The organism is uncultured Gordonia sp., assembly GCF_937858515.1.
Lineage (GTDB): Bacteria > Actinomycetota > Actinomycetes > Mycobacteriales > Mycobacteriaceae > Gordonia.
In genome coordinates this window covers 1-13,914 of record NZ_CALLZT010000077.1, presented here as the reverse complement: position 1 = coordinate 13,914, position 13,914 = coordinate 1, and the positions used below count along the sequence as shown (strand labels likewise).

At 66.8% G+C, this 13,914-nt stretch carries 12 protein-coding genes, 2 pseudogenes and 1 riboswitch; of the genes and pseudogenes, 6 read left to right on the top strand and 8 right to left on the bottom strand.

The annotated features are described in order from the left end of the window. Window positions 1-87: 87 nt before the first annotated feature. From Q0627_RS06705 to Q0627_RS06695, 3 genes and pseudogenes are all read right to left on the bottom strand, one after another. On the bottom strand, window positions 88-1,014 hold the full coding sequence (locus tag Q0627_RS06705; RefSeq protein WP_291015689.1) for an SGNH/GDSL hydrolase family protein: 927 nt from the start codon (window positions 1,012-1,014) through the stop codon (window positions 88-90). Further along, window positions 1,011-2,348 (bottom strand): acyltransferase, encoded by a 1,338-nt coding sequence (locus Q0627_RS06700; RefSeq protein WP_291015691.1) that lies wholly within the window; start codon window positions 2,346-2,348, stop codon window positions 1,011-1,013. Before Q0627_RS06700 ends, Q0627_RS06705 begins: the two co-directional genes overlap by 4 nt. A gap of 9 nt (window positions 2,349-2,357) precedes the next feature. Then, window positions 2,358-2,555: pseudogene (locus Q0627_RS06695) on the bottom strand (hypothetical protein); the annotation flags it as partial. 479 nt (window positions 2,556-3,034) lie between these two features. After that, window positions 3,035-3,147: riboswitch (SAM riboswitch) on the top strand. A gap of 18 nt (window positions 3,148-3,165) precedes the next feature. Between Q0627_RS06695 and Q0627_RS06690 the strand changes: the two are divergent. Together Q0627_RS06690 and Q0627_RS06685 are read left to right on the top strand one after the other, a co-directional pair. Next, window positions 3,166-4,452, top strand: a complete 1,287-nt coding sequence (locus tag Q0627_RS06690) for an aminotransferase class V-fold PLP-dependent enzyme (protein WP_291015693.1) — start codon at window positions 3,166-3,168, stop codon at window positions 4,450-4,452. Next, complete coding sequence (locus tag Q0627_RS06685) at window positions 4,449-4,886, top strand: hypothetical protein (RefSeq protein ID WP_291015695.1); 438 nt, start codon at window positions 4,449-4,451, stop codon at window positions 4,884-4,886. Before Q0627_RS06690 ends, Q0627_RS06685 begins: the two co-directional genes overlap by 4 nt. 120 nt (window positions 4,887-5,006) lie before the next feature. Here Q0627_RS06685 and alc read toward each other — a convergent pair whose 3' ends face one another. Further along, the gene (alc, locus tag Q0627_RS06680; protein WP_291015712.1) at window positions 5,007-5,990 is read right to left on the bottom strand and encodes an allantoicase; all 984 of its coding nucleotides are present in this window, start codon (window positions 5,988-5,990) and stop codon (window positions 5,007-5,009) included. A gap of 222 nt (window positions 5,991-6,212) precedes the next feature. Beyond that, window positions 6,213-6,701, bottom strand: a complete 489-nt coding sequence (locus Q0627_RS06675) for an inorganic diphosphatase (protein ID WP_291015697.1) — start codon at window positions 6,699-6,701, stop codon at window positions 6,213-6,215. A 190-nt stretch (window positions 6,702-6,891) separates the two neighbouring features. Between Q0627_RS06675 and dacB the strand changes: the two genes are divergently transcribed. From dacB to tilS, 3 genes are all read left to right on the top strand, one after another. Next, entirely contained in the window at window positions 6,892-8,244 is a 1,353-nt protein-coding gene (gene dacB / locus Q0627_RS06670; protein ID WP_291015714.1) for a D-alanyl-D-alanine carboxypeptidase/D-alanyl-D-alanine-endopeptidase, read from the top strand. Beyond that, complete coding sequence (locus tag Q0627_RS06665) at window positions 8,244-9,449, top strand: zinc-dependent metalloprotease (RefSeq protein ID WP_291015698.1); 1,206 nt, start codon at window positions 8,244-8,246, stop codon at window positions 9,447-9,449. Before dacB ends, Q0627_RS06665 begins: the two co-directional genes overlap by 1 nt. Before the next feature lie 146 nt (window positions 9,450-9,595). After that, window positions 9,596-10,561 (top strand): tRNA lysidine(34) synthetase TilS, encoded by a 966-nt coding sequence (gene tilS / locus Q0627_RS06660; protein WP_291015699.1) that lies wholly within the window; start codon window positions 9,596-9,598, stop codon window positions 10,559-10,561. A gap of 24 nt (window positions 10,562-10,585) precedes the next feature. Here the strand turns inward: tilS and Q0627_RS06655 are convergent, their stop codons facing one another. The 3 genes from Q0627_RS06655 to Q0627_RS06645 form a co-directional block, all read right to left on the bottom strand. Beyond that, window positions 10,586-11,293 (bottom strand): DUF456 domain-containing protein, encoded by a 708-nt coding sequence (locus Q0627_RS06655; protein WP_291015700.1) that lies wholly within the window; start codon window positions 11,291-11,293, stop codon window positions 10,586-10,588. A 205-nt stretch (window positions 11,294-11,498) separates the two neighbouring features. Continuing rightward, window positions 11,499-12,179, bottom strand: coding sequence for a glycine zipper family protein (locus Q0627_RS06650; RefSeq protein ID WP_298808587.1), 681 nt, complete (start codon window positions 12,177-12,179; stop codon window positions 11,499-11,501). A 353-nt stretch (window positions 12,180-12,532) separates the two neighbouring features. Next, window positions 12,533-13,348: a hypothetical protein gene (locus Q0627_RS06645; RefSeq protein WP_291015703.1), complete on the bottom strand. Its 816-nt coding sequence runs from the start codon at window positions 13,346-13,348 to the stop codon at window positions 12,533-12,535. A 346-nt stretch (window positions 13,349-13,694) separates the two neighbouring features. Between Q0627_RS06645 and Q0627_RS06640 the strand changes: the two are divergent. Then, window positions 13,695-13,914, top strand: a pseudogene (locus Q0627_RS06640) (hypoxanthine phosphoribosyltransferase); the annotation flags it as partial.

Sequence of the window (13,914 nt, the reverse complement as noted above, 5' to 3'; positions counted from 1 at the left end):
ATAGAACCCTGTCAAAAACCCCACCGATGGCCCCCGGCATCGCAATTATTGTCGTGCCGGGGCCCAGCGGTGGGGTTTATGACAGGTCTAGAGCCCGAACTGATCCCGGATGGTCCTGGCCATCACCGCATCACCCTCGACGGTGGGGTGGGCGGGAATACCGTATACGTCGGTCTTCGAGTCGAGTACCCCGTGGACCAGCGGTTTGGGCGTGCACAGGCCCCGTCCCGCGGTGGCCTTGCGGGCATCGACGAAATCCACGTTCAGCATGGTCGCGGCCTCGCGGGTGGCGGCGTCGAGCTTGTTGATCAGCGCGATGATCGCCTTGGAGTTGTGGATCGTCACCTCACGTCCGGCCACGTCGATGCAGGCGGCCTTGGTTCCGGGATGCAGCAGTTCGGGATAGCCGACGAACGCGATGCGGGCATTGGGTGAGTAGTACCGCACGTAGTCGATGACCTGTTTGGTCCGGTCGACGATGGCCTGCGGCGTGATCGAGGTGACGGCGGTGTGGTCTTCCTGGCAGCTGCCGCCGGCCAGACATTTGATGATGATCCGCAGGGCGGTGTCCTCACCGTTCCACTGGTCGTTCATCCCGAACTGCATCAGGAACAGGGCGGTGTCGGTGGTGAAACCACCCTCTTTGTCGGCCAGCCGGGCCTCGTCGCCGATCTGGTAGTTGGCCGATCCGAACGACGCCCCGCTGCATGCTTTCTCGATGAGTCTGCGCTTGGTGAGTTTGCCGAGTTGCTCGGGCCAGGCGTCGGGGTTCTGCGTGCAGGCCGCGCCCATGTCGGGGCTGTTGGCGGCGAAGGAGTCGCCGAGCACCACGATCTGGCCGGGCTTCGACAGCTTGTTCTTCGGTGCGGGCACCGGCGCGGTGGTGGACGGCGTGGTGGTGTTCTGGTTCGGATTACCGCCCGCGGACGCGGCACCGGGCGAGAGCGACACACCGACGACGGTCAGCGCTGCGGCCAGCGTCGGTGCGAGGAACCGGGTGAGAGCGTTGGTCATCTGGCGCTTTCTGGTACGGGGGCGGCGGCCTTACGGCGTCGTTTGGCTCGGGGGCGCCGGGTGATGGGTTTGTCGACGAACTCGTACACGAGACCGGCAGCCACGAGTGAGAGTACGAAACACAGTGCCACCGCACACAGCCAGCCCGTGAACCCGACGGCGTGCCCAGCGAGCAAGTATTTCACGACGATCACCATCACCGGGTATTGCATCAGGTAGAAGGCGTACGAGATGTCGCCCAGCCATACCATCGGGCCGGTTGCGTTGAGTCCCCGGTGGCCGGTGGCGTCGCGCACACATGCGGTGGCGATGACGGCGGCGGTCGGCAGCAGGATCAGCACGCTCATCGAGAAGTTCGACGGCACCCACCACGTCGCCGCGAACGACACCGCCAACGCCGCCAGCGGCCACCACAGCCGGGTGTTACGCCAGCGCCCGCTGATCACCAGTCGCGCCACCAGAACCCCGAGGAAGAATTCGGGCAGGCGCGAGAGTGGGAAGTAGTAGCTCAGCCAGTAGCCGTGGTCGGCGTAGCCGAGGAAGTCGTGCGCGAAGAACGCGGGATCGGCATTGTACCCGTACTCGCGGGTGGTGGTGGGCAGCGTGCCGTCGGCGGCGACGGCCATCCGGGCGCCGAACATGTTGCCGGTGCCCTTGTAGCCGTCGGCGAACAGGTAGTAGCACGTGTGCAGCGCCACGATCAGGGCGAACATCACGCCGATGGCCATCGGCAGCAACCGATCGGCGATCCTCTCGATCAGTGGAACCAGGAACGGGAAGGTGAGATAGAAGAGCATCTCCGAACACAACGACCATGCCGGGATGTTCAGGCCGCCCAGCGACGTCCAGTTGGGCCACCACGTCTGCACCAGTGCCGTCGTGGGCAACCAGGTGACCAGTTTGCCGAGCGGAACCGGCAGCACCAGCACCAGCGTGGCCACGGCCACCAGATGCGTCGGATAGATCTTCTTCACGCGGCGCCAGATGAAGGCGCGCGGGGTGTCGCCGGGGCGGCGCGTCCACAGCATGATGAAACCGCTGAGTACGAAGAAGAACGTGACGCCCGCCGCACCCACCTGCATCGGGACGGCCTTGGCGATCGTCCAGTAGGTGTCGCTTCCGTAGAACGGATACACCGGCAGAAACACCACGGTGTGCAGCACGAATACAGCCAGCGCCGCCCACCAGCGCATCCCGGTCAGCGACGGCAGCCGCGCGCCGCGTACGGCGGGCATGCCAGCGTCAGGCGCGCTGGTCGCCGGTGTTCTGCCGGCCGTAGTGTCGGTGGCCGTGGTGTCGGTGGCCGGGGTGTTGCGGTCGGTTGTATCCGTCACCGCCGGAACTCAGTAGCCGGGCCGGCCGCCACCACCCTGCGGCAGTTGCGGTGGCGCCTGCTGGGCCGGTGCTTGCTGGACCGGGGCCTGGGTTTCCACCGGGGCCTGCTGGACGGGTGCTTGCTGGACCGGGGCCTGGGTTTCCACCGGGGCCTGTTCGACGGGTGCCTGCTCTTGGACCGGGGCCTGAGTTTGCTCTTGCACGGGCTCGGTGACCTCAGGCGTCGTGCTCGACGGCGCGGGAGCCTTGCTCGACGACTTGCTCGGCGAACTGCTCGGGGAGGACGACACGCTCGATGACGACGGTGTGTCGGAGTCTGTGTCGGAGCCGCAGGCGGCGAGCCCGACGGCCAGCGGCACCAGCAAGGCGATGGCCGCGATACGGGCGGTGCGGCCGGGTTTGGTCAGACGTGCTGTGGTCAGAGATGGTGTGGTCACCAGGGTTCCTTCGGGTACGGCAGTGCGCCGGACAGGCGAGTGCGGGGCCGGCCCCCACACCGGTTCACCGTGTGGTGAACATACCCGGCATATTAAGTGATCAGGGCGCGTTTCGGCAGTCACCCTTCGGGTGACATGCCCAGAGCCGTAGCAGGTGGGTCCCGAACCGGACCCGTTTTCGGCCACGGTGAGCCGAACTCCCGAACCCGATTGACGCGGTTCGCGGTGGTGGGACACCCTTGGTCGTGGGTCACGAGTACCAGCGACAAGCCCCGGCTCGCTGGTCGGCAACCCTCCACCACGGTGGGGTGCTCCGGGTGACGACCCGGCCGTGTTCAACCGGACACGGCAAGCGTGGATCTCCCAAGGAGCTTTTGTCATGACTGCTGTCCTGTCCAGTCCTGTCGCCTCACCGTTCGTCCCGGGGTACATCCCGGCTCTCGCCGACGTCGTCGGTGCTGACGAACGGGTGCCGCTGCTCGATGGATCGTCGGTGCGGTATGCCAACTTCGACTACGCCGCCAGCGCACCGGCCCTACGATCGGTCGCCGACAGGCTGCTCGACGCCCTGCCGCAGTACGCGAGCGTGCACCGCGGAGCAGGTGCGCTGTCGCAGATCACCACCCACCGCTACGAGCAGGCCCGCGAACGCATCCGTCGGTTCGTGCGCGCCCGCGCCGACGACCATGTGGTGTTCACCCGCAACACCACCGACTCGATCAATCTGCTCGCGCACTGCCTCGGCAAGCGCGGTGACGTGGTGGTTCTCGACATCGAGCATCACGCCAACCTTCTTCCGTGGCAGTGTCTTTCGGGAACCCGGCTGGTCACTGCGTGCTCCACCGTCGAGGACACCCTCGCCGCACTCGATGCCGAGCTGGCATCGAATCCTGCTGCGCTGCTGGCGATCACGGCGGCATCGAACGTGACCGGGGAGGTGCTGCCGATTTCGCGGCTCGCCTCGATCGCCCACCGTCACGGCGCCCGGATACTGGTCGACGCAGCGCAACTCGTCGCGCATCAACCGATTTCGGTGGTCAGCCACGGCATCGACTATCTGGTGTTCTCCGGCCACAAGCTGTACGCGCCGTTCGGGGCGGGGGTTCTGGTGGGCCGCGGTGACTGGCTGGACGGGGCTTCGCCGTACCTGGCCGGTGGCGGCGCGAGCGCGGAGGTGGCGTCCGGCGGAACGGTGCAGTGGCATACCGGACCGGCCAGGCACGAGGCCGGATCGCCCAACGTCCTCGGTGCGGTATCCATCGCCGACGCGTGTGAATCTTTGTCCGTCATCGGTTTCGAGGCCATCGGCTACCACGAACATACTCTGCGTGAGCGTCTCGACGCGGGGCTGGCGGCCATCGACGGAGTGCGCCCGCTGCGGATCTTCTCCGACTCGACCGGTCGTGTCGGAATCGCGGGCTTCGCCGTCGACGGACTATCCGCGCGCACGGTGGCCTGCTACCTCAGCGACCACCACGGCATCGGGGTGCGTGACGGACGGTTCTGTGCGCATCCGTTGCTGACCCGTCTGGGCTACCCGGACGGTGCCGTGCGCGCCAGCTTCGGTCTCGGTACCGCTGCCGACGACATCGATCGTCTGTTGAATGCATTGTCGGAGTTGGTGTCCCGTCGCGACACCGCACGAGTGAAAGAGAGCCTGGGATGAGTGTCGATATCGCCGAAGCAGCCGGACGCACCACCATTAGTGTCGGCCGGCCGCAACTGGTGGTCGCGCTGCGGGGCGACACCGACGTCGACCTGCCGATCGTGGTGCGCCGCCCCACCCTGCGCGACGCCCAGCGGGCCCGCAACGTCCTGCGATCGGGGCAGCGGGATCCGGCGAATTTCATTGTGGCCCTTGAGGTGGAGGTGGCGATCGCCGCACATCCGGCATCGGCACGCGCCTCGGTCGGTGCTGTCCCGACGGACTCGACGGGCTCGGAAACGGTGCGCTACATCGGAACCCCGCACGGACTCATCGGCCTCATCCGCGACATCTACGCGGCCGAGGTCGCCGACGCGGTGATCATCACCCCGCTCGACGGTTCGGCCACCGAGGCCCGCATCCGCGAAGAGGTCATCCCCGCCTTCGTCGCCTGAGAAGCTTTCTGGTGATATCGAAATCGACCTTCGCTGCTTGAGGTGCCCCCATTGCTGGTCGAGGCTCGGACGCTGGGCGAACTCGCACCAGCCGGCAGATGGCCCGCCCACCGTTCCCGGTCAGGCTTCGCCGCGTTCCCACTGTTCGATGAGGGTGGCCTCGGCGTCGTCGGTGAGGGTGCCGTAGAGGCGGAAGCGGGCCATGCCGCCGTCGGGGAAGATGTCGAGGCGGGCTTCGGTCATCGGGCGGTCGAGGTCGATGACGAACCGGTGCCGGGTGTCGGGCAGCAGCTGAGTGCGGGGCAGCACCTCGAACCATTCGCCGGTCTCCCCGTCGCGGCCGCGTACGGTCGCAGATCCGGGCGAATTGCCGAGGAAATAGCTGGTGTCGAGTTCGACCAGGCTGACGCGGCTGCGGCCGGCCAGCCGCACCTGCACCCAGTCGTTGCCGGCGTCGCGGCGTCGGGAGGTCTCCCACCCTTCGCCCATGGTGCGGGCGCGGCCGGGCATCAGCAGGTTGTTGGGGGAGCTGTAGAACATGTTGGAGCAGGCGGTCACCAGTCCGCCGTTCTCCAGCGCGGCCAGGTCGAAGTGGCCGTAGCGGAAGAACTTCGGGTCGGGCACGCCGCGGCCGTGCACCCGGAACCGGGCCACACCGCCGTCAGGATGCATGGTGAGCCGCACGTGGGTGAAGCGTTCCTTGGCGTCGACGCGGAACGGGTTGCGGGTGTCGCCGTCGACGGGCCGCTTGTCGACGATGGTCATCCAGTTGTCCGCGGCGGCGAGTTCCTCACCCGACACGATTCCCTCGACCGCAATCGCCTCGACGGAGACGAACGGCGGATAGTTGCCCTTGAACCATGAGGTGTCGACGACCACGCCGTACACCACGCCGGGCGCCCCGAGCCGCACGATCGCCTGGTCGACGCCGGGCTCACGCCGACGTCGCGTCTCCCAGCCGTCGTACACCTGACCCTTATGCCCGAATGTGGCCGGCCGGTACTCGGCGGGCGGGGTGTTGAGCAGGTTCTGGACCTCGGCGAACAGATCGTCGTTGGTCCAGACCACCGCCCCGCCGAGATTTCGCAGCGCCAGATCCGGCATCGAGGTGAAGTGCGGGCGGGAGGCCGTGGGCGCGGGTAGGGGGGCGGGTGGGGAAGGCGTCACAACGCCCGATCCTAATGCCGATCCCCCGCCGTCGCCGGGCTCACGAAGTGAGCCGCCTTCTTGATCCCTGAGGCCGAAGCGACGAAGTCGCGAAGGTCACGAAGGGTCCGGTGAGACGAGCACCTGAGGCGCCACCTCCCGGACCTTCGATGAACGGACTCAGTGCTCTTCGCTCTTGAGACGCTCGACGGCCTCGACCGCCACCTTCTCGGCCTCTTCGCGACCGACCCAGCCACCGGGGTTGACTTCCTTACCCGGCTCGAGGTCCTTGTAGTGCTCGAAGAAGTGCGAGATCGCGTTCAGCTCGAACTCACTGACGTCGCCGACGTCCTGGATGTGATCCCAGCGCACGTCACCGGCCGGCACGGCGAGCAGCTTGTCGTCGCCGCCGGCCTCGTCGGACATCGTGTACATCGCCACGACCCGGGCCTTGACGACGACACCCGGGTACACCGACTCGGGGAGCAGGACCAGCACGTCGAGCGGGTCGCCGTCCTCACCGAGGGTGTTGTCGGCGTAGCCGTAGTCGGCGGGGTAGCCGAACGCGGTGTACAGGTAGCGGTCGAGGAAGACCTTGCCCGTCTCGTGATCGACCTCGTACTTGTTGCGGCTGCCTTTGGGGATCTCGATGACCACATCGAATTCCACGTTTCCTCCTGCGGTAGATCCTGCGGTAGAGACACCGTGCGGGCCTTCGGTCGCCCGCACGAACCGCCTAGAACGATACTGTTAGACCTGTATCCCTGATGTCGGACCCGGAGGTTTTGTGCGCGGCAATGTCGGCTCGCGTCCCAGGAGGACTCGACGAATTCTGATCTGGACGCTGCTGTCGGTGGTGATGGTCGCGATTCTGGCGGTGGGTGCGATCGTCGCTTACAGCCAGTTTCGCGACAACGAGCTGCCCGCGGGAATCCCGCCCAGGCCCGCGGCGATCGTCGTCGACCCGCAGATCAGGCCGGTCTCGCCGGACGCGCCCACACCGTCGTCGGCGGGCGTGCGCACTGCCATCGCGGCCTCGATCAAGGCCCCGGAGCTCGGCGAGTTCACCGGTCAGATCTCCGATCCGCGTACCGGTGAGGTGCTGTGGTCCAAGAGTCCCGACAAACCGCGCGTCCCGGCATCCAACGCCAAGGTGCTGACCGGTGCGGCGGCGCTGATCGGGCTCCCGCACGACAAACGCCTGACGACACAGGTGCTGTCCGGTCCCGGCGGGCAGCTGATCCTCAAGGGCGCGGGCGATCCGACGCTGTCCGCGCAGCCGAAGGGGTCGGCCACGTTCTACACCGACCCGGGCCGCATCGCCGACCTGGCCGCGCAGATCAAGAAGTCCGGTACAGCCGTCTCGTCGGTGGCCGTCGACGTGTCGTCGTTCAGCGGATCGTCGATGAACAGCAACTGGGAACGCGCCGACATCGCCGGCGGTGACATCACCCCCATCGAGTCGCTGATCGTCGACGGCGGCCGCACGACGGATCCGCTCGACGAGTTCTCTCCCCGTACCGCCCAACCGGCGAAGGTGGCCGGCAAGGTGCTCGCCGAGGCGCTGGACGTCGACTTCGATGACGCCGGGACCACCGCGGGCGCCGACGCGAAGGTCGTGGCGTCGGTGCGGTCGGCGCCGCTGCAGACGCGGGTCGAGGACATGCTGCGGTTCAGCGACAACGTGCTCGCCGAAACCCTGGCCATCGAGTTGTCGGTGGCCCGTGGTGGTCCGGCTACCCTGTCTGCGGGGGCCGCCGCGGTGAAGGCGACACTGGCCGACGCCGGTTTCGACGTCGCCGGCGTCACGATGGACGATTCGTCGGGACTCTCGTACGACAACCGGGTATCGGCGACGATCCTGGACACGGTGATGTCGGCGGCCAGCGCTCCCGAGTCGGGTTCGGGTGGAGATTCGGGCGTGAGCGCGCAGACCCGCACCGCGATACGGCCGCTGCTCGACGGACTGCCGATCGCGGCCGGTACAGGCACGCTGGCCACCCGGTTCGATCCGTCGACCAATCCGGGTGCCGGCTGGGCGCGCGCCAAGACCGGAACGCTGACGGGCGTCAGTTCGTTGACGGGGATAGTGCAGACCGTCGACGGCCGCGTGTTGTCGTATGCGCTGATCTCCGGCGGGACCTCCCCGGCGGACGCGAGACCGGCGCTCGACGCGGTGGTCGGAGACCTGAGAGAGTGCGGATGTCGCTGATGCAGACTGAGAACGGTGATGTGGAGTCGATCGGGGAGCGGATCGACTGGTCGGTGGCCGCGAGTATCGGTAAGCGGTTGTCTCGACCGGGCCCCAAGATCACCGCGTACACGCGCGAGGCCGCCTACGCCGAACTTCTCGACGCCGCGACCCGCGCCGAGGCCCCGGTCCGCGAGGTGACCGGCCTGGCGGACGGCCTGCGCGTCCCCACCACTCGCGTCCTCGACCGCCACGAGTGGGTCGATGCCGCCGCCCGTTCCATGCAATCCATGCTCGGCGTCAAAGGCGCCGAAGATACCGAGTCACACCCGGACCCCTTGATCCCTGAGGCCGAAGCGACGAAGGAGCGAGGGACGCGTTGGGTCCGGCGACCCGACACACCTGACGCCCCCACCTCCGACTCCCTCACCGCCATCCCCGGCAAACTCTGGCGCTCATCCCTGTCGACGATCGAAAAGGTCCCCGCCACCGTCGGCGGCGCCCAGGCGGGCACCCTCCTGGCCTTCCTGTCGTCGGCGATCCTCGGCCAGTACGATCCGTTCACCCCCGACCCGGACACCGGCGAGCCGGGCGTCCTGATGGTCGTGGCCCCCAACATCATCTCGGTCGAACGCACCCTCCAGGTGGTGCCGTCCGATTTCCGGCTGTGGGTGTGCCTGCACGAGGTGACGCACCGAGTGCAGTTCTCGGCCAATCCGTGGCTGCGGCAGTACATGACCGACAACATCGAACGTCTCACGGCGGATGCGGGGGAGTCGGTGTCGGAGGTCGTCACCCGTATCACCGAGGCCGTGCGCAGCGACAAGCCCCGTGAAAAGGGCATCATCGGCGCGATGCAGCTGCTGCAGTCGCCCGAGCAGTACGAGGCGTTCAGCCGCATGATGATGCTGGGCACACTGCTGGAGGGCCATGCCGACCATGTGATGGATGCGGTCGGCCCGGCCCACGTGCCGACGGTCGCGGCTATCCGCGAGGCGTTCGACACCAAACGCACCGCCCGGCAGAGCCCGCTGCAACGCATCTTCCGCGCCCTCATCGGCATGGATGCCAAGATGGCCCAGTACGTGCGCGGTAAGGCGTTCGTCGACGAGGTGGTGGGCACGGTCGGGATGGAGCGTTTCAACGCGATCTGGACCTCACCGGAGACGATGCCGTTGCCCGCCGAGATCGACGAGCCGAAAAAGTGGATCGAACGGGTGCTGTAACCGCGGCCGTCGCCGCCTTCGCCCGCACATACCTCGACGGGTCGCCGACCGACCGTCCCCCTTCGTCGGTAGAGGTGCGAGGAGCGCAAGCGACGAGCCTCGAAACCCCGCAAGTCGACGATGGCCCCTCACCCGATGCTGTCTGCGTGGCACTCTCGGGCGGCCCCGACTCCCTGGCCCTGCTCACCGGTGCCATCCGGGCCGGCCTGACGGTCCACGCGATAGTCGTCGACCACGGCCTACAGTCTGGCTCGGCAGACATCGCCCGCAGGGCCACCGATCAGGCGATTGCCCTCGGTGCGACGGCCGAGGTGGTCACGGTCACGGTCGACGGTCCGGGCGGAATGGAGGCCGCGGCCCGAACCGCCCGCTACGCCGCCCTCGACCGTGCCCGCACCGGCCGCCCGGTGCTGCTCGGCCACACGCTCGACGACCAGGCCGAAACGGTACTCCTGGGCCTGGCCCGCGGTTCGGGCGCCCGGTCGCTGGCGGGGATGCGTGAGTGGAATAGTCCGTGGGGCCGCCCGCTGCTCGGCATCCGCCGCGCCGACACCCGCGGCGCGTGCGCCGAACTGGGCCTGCCCACATTCGACGACCCCCACAACGCCGACCCACGCTTCACCCGCGTGCGGCTACGCAATGAGGCGTTGCCGCTGCTCGATGACATCCTGCACGGGGGAGTGCCCGCCGCGCTGGCTCGCACCGCCTTGTCGCTGCGGGACGACAACGACGCCCTCGACACCCTCGCCGCCGACATCTACGCCGGTCTGGTCCGCGAACCCGACCCCCTTCTTGATCCCCGAGGCCGAAGCGACGAAGGAGCGAGGGTCACGAGGGGTCCGGCGACTCAAGGCTCCCAACCCAGCCCCACTCCGCCCCTCGTCGCCCTCGTTCTGGCCACTCACCCACCGGCGATCCGCCGCCGCATCATCCGGCGGTGGCTGCTCGAAGGCGGCGCCACCGAACCTACGCACCCGGTGATCGTGGCCGTCGACGCGCTGGTGGCCGACTGGCACGGTCAGGGCGGCGTCGCGGTCGGCGGATCACCCGATCACCGCCTCGACGTCGTCCGCACCTGCGGTCTGCTCACCGTGCACCGCACCCCGCGCTGATCTGCGGGGCAGCCGGCCATCGACCTACTTCGGGCAGACCGTGGCCCTGAACGGGGTGGTCAGGGTGGTGAAGTAGCGGTTGACGGCTGATATCAACGTCGGACCGCCGGCCACGAGCGTGCCGATGACCGCACCGACAACTGCTCCCTCGATGCCGCCGAGCGGCAACGTGACGATGAATCCGATCGCCATTCCGACAAAGGTGCCGATGCGGGCGGTGCCGAACTCTTTGGCGACGTCGTTCCGTGCGGCGGTGTCACGGGCTTGGCGGGACCGGTAGCCGTCTTTGTCGGTCTTGGGCTTTGCGCAGGCCTTTTTCTTCTTCGCGTAGTCCTGCTCGGCGAACAGCCTGGATGCCTCGTAGGTTCTGGTGCTGACGGGTATGGCGAGGGCTTTGTTCCGCGACGGGGTGAGGACCGCGTCGTACTTGCCGTTGTGCCGGATGGTGATGGGGAACTGCAACTTGTTGAGCGAGTAGCTCAGCGGCATGGTCCACACCTTGCGGCCGGTGGTGTCGTTGATGGCGACCCAGCCGTCCGCGCTGGTGATGGAGCCGTTGGCGACGTGCATCGTGATGCCCGTGCCGGTGCTGCGGAGCTTGAAGGCGACCGGCTCAGGTGCTGGTGCCGCCGCGGCACCGCCGCTGCTCACGAGGGCGGTCGTCATGGCCATGAGAGCCAGGACGACCGCAGTGGTGGCACGTACCAGGGTGCGTCCGGTGGAGTTCTGCATCAGGTGGTGCTGCTTTCTGGTAGCGGCTGCTGCCTGGTGGTGGATACTGCTGTCGCGCTGTCGTTCGGTCGCGCTGTCGCACGGTGTGCGCCTTGCGAGTTCGTGCTCGCGATTTGGCAACGATGTCGGCAACCACAGCCCTCGGCAGAGGACCACGGTTGCCGACATCGATATCGGGTAGTGCCCGCTCAGGGCACTCGCACGATCAGTTCCTCGGGCGGGGCGGGTTGAACGGCGCGGTAACGGTCTGGAAGTACCGGATGCCCGCGACAATCACCGAGCCGCCGCCACCGATGATGGTGCCGGCGATACCGCCGAGGGTCACGCCGGCCGAGAGCGCCGGAACACAGGCGACGATGGTTGCACATCCGATGGTGCCGATCAGTGCGACACCGATGATGACGCCGATCACGGCGAAGATGATGGACGTGATGGTGATGCCTGCCGAGGCCTCGGAGTTGAAGCGGCGCAGCGCGGCGTCGTCGCGTTCCTGGCGACTGCGGTAGCCGTTGGACGCGTAGTCCTGGGTGACCTTGCGGGAGTAGGCGACCTGCTTGGCATCGGCCGGTGTGGCACGCGAGAGATCCTTGATCGGCACGAGCGCGACGCGGTTGGAGCTGTACTTGACCAGTTCGATGGGGAACTGCTTGTTCTCGAGCGAATAGGTCAACGGCATCGCCCATACAGCCTTACCGGCCTTGTTGCGGATGCTGACGAGGTTGCCGTCTTGGGTGATCGTGCCATCGGTGACCGACAGCAGGACCTTGCTGTCGATCTGCGAGATCTTGTACTTCACCGCGTTGTTGGCGGGTGCGGCGCTCGCGGCGCCGCCGGACATCAGGGCGGTGGTCACGGCGACGATCGCGGTGAGCACGGCAATGAACACACGGGTGAGGCTCCGCGTGGGCCTAACGGACATACTTGACTGCTTTCTCTCAGCGGACTGCTATTCAGGTGATTCGCAGGTCGATGCCGACCTGTTACGTAGACCCGACGAGCTGATTGGTGATACTTGATTCGAAATCTCGATGAGTAGTGTTTCACGCCACACTGGTCGTGAGGTAGTTCTTCGGCCCCGAGACTAAGATCCTGCTGTGAATTCAACCGGTCGGACGACATGCCGGGACGTGTTGTGCGCTGCCTTGGGCGGGAAAACGTTATGCCCACCGACGACGGTTTCGTCGGTGGGCACACGTGCGATGATCCCGTGGCTCTGGGTCAAGCCGCGTGCTGACTAAGTCAGTTCTTTTTCTTCTTGGTGGCCGGGGGCGTGAACGGGGCGGTAATGGTCTGGAAGTAGCGCATTCCGGCGACGACCACGGAACCGCCTCCGCCGAGGACGGTACCGGCGATGCCGCCGAGCGTCACGCCCGCCGCGAGTGCCGGGACGCAAGCGACGATGGTGGCGCAGCCGACCACGCCGATCAGCGCGACGCCGACGACTACACCGATCGCTGCGAAGATGACCGAGGTGATGGTCATACCGGCACCGACTTCACTCTGGAACCGATTGAGGGCGGCGTCGTCGCGTTCCTTCTTGGTCCGGTATCCCGCACTTTCCGGGTTCTGCTTCTTGGCGTAGTCAAACGCCATGGTGCGTGCGGCAGCCACTGACTTCGCATCGGCGGGCTTCGCCAGAGCGAGGTAGGTGACAGGCTTGAGGGAGACGGCGGTCTTGCTCGACTTCACGACCTTGATCGGGAACTGGAGGTTCTCGAGCGAGTAGCTCAGCGGCATGGTCCACACCTTTGAGCCCTTGTTGTCGAGGATGGACACCCAGCCGTTGTCGGTCTTGATGGAGCCGTTCTTCACCGAGAGGTTGACGCGCTTGTCGACGGTGGGCGCGATGAGGTACTTGACCGGATCTGCGGACGGCGCGGCTGCGGCGCCGCCGCTGCTCATGAATGCGGTGGTCAAGGCGAAGATCGCCAGGACCGCCGCGGTGAAGAGGCGCACTGGTGTGCGCCCGGTCAGGTTCTGCATGTGGTACTGCCTTCTGTCGTGGACTGCGCCGGAAGCTACTGTCTCGCGGTCATCGAGGATGTGGGCGGTCATGATGAAGCCGACGGCGTTGCTGCGTCACCATCATGCTGCAGCGTCGTACGCCTCACAAATCCACATCGTTCGCGGGTCGAGACATCGTTACAGCCGGATCCGATGGCAATGTCGGTTAGTTACCATTCCGTTATAAAAAGCATCCATACGGCTGACGGATGTCCCAGGTCCGGATGTAGCGACGAAGGCGGCCGGTGCGAAGGGTCGCCCGGATACCGCCCGTGTCCGACTACCGGCGTCGCGCCCGTCATGACAAGCTGATCGGGTGCAGCCCGACGATTCGCAGCCCAGCCGCCACGATCCTCACCGTGAGGACCCTTATGGGGATGACCCTTATGGGGACGATATCGACGCGGTCCTGATCACCGAGGAACAGATCCGGCAACGCACCCAGGAGCTCGCCGAGTCGGTCGCCGCGCGCTATGCCGATATCGAGGAAGACCTCCTGCTGGTCGGTGTCCTCAAGGGCGCGATCATGTTCATGACCGACTTCGCCCGGGCGCTGCCCATCCCGTCGCAGATGGAGTTCATGGCCGTCAGCAGCTACGGCTCGTCCACCTCGTCGT

Bases quoted from the DNA above. Each gene is read 5' to 3' on its own strand.
- Q0627_RS06655 (WP_291015700.1), bottom strand. From the start codon at position 11,293: ATGCAGAACTCCACCGGACGCACCCTGGTACGTGCCACCACTGCGGTC.
- Q0627_RS06685 (WP_291015695.1), top strand. From the start codon at position 4,449: ATGAGTGTCGATATCGCCGAAGCAGCCGGACGCACCACCATTAGTGTC.
- Q0627_RS06705 (WP_291015689.1), bottom strand. From the start codon at position 1,014: ATGACCAACGCTCTCACCCGGTTCCTCGCACCGACGCTGGCCGCAGCG.
- Q0627_RS06645 (WP_291015703.1), bottom strand. From the start codon at position 13,348: ATGACCGCCCACATCCTCGATGACCGCGAGACAGTAGCTTCCGGCGCA.
- alc (WP_291015712.1), bottom strand. From the start codon at position 5,990: ATGCCGGATCTGGCGCTGCGAAATCTCGGCGGGGCGGTGGTCTGGACC.
- Q0627_RS06690 (WP_291015693.1), top strand. From the start codon at position 3,166: ATGACTGCTGTCCTGTCCAGTCCTGTCGCCTCACCGTTCGTCCCGGGG.
- dacB (WP_291015714.1), top strand. From the start codon at position 6,892: ATGGTCGCGATTCTGGCGGTGGGTGCGATCGTCGCTTACAGCCAGTTT.
- Q0627_RS06665 (WP_291015698.1), top strand. From the start codon at position 8,244: ATGCAGACTGAGAACGGTGATGTGGAGTCGATCGGGGAGCGGATCGAC.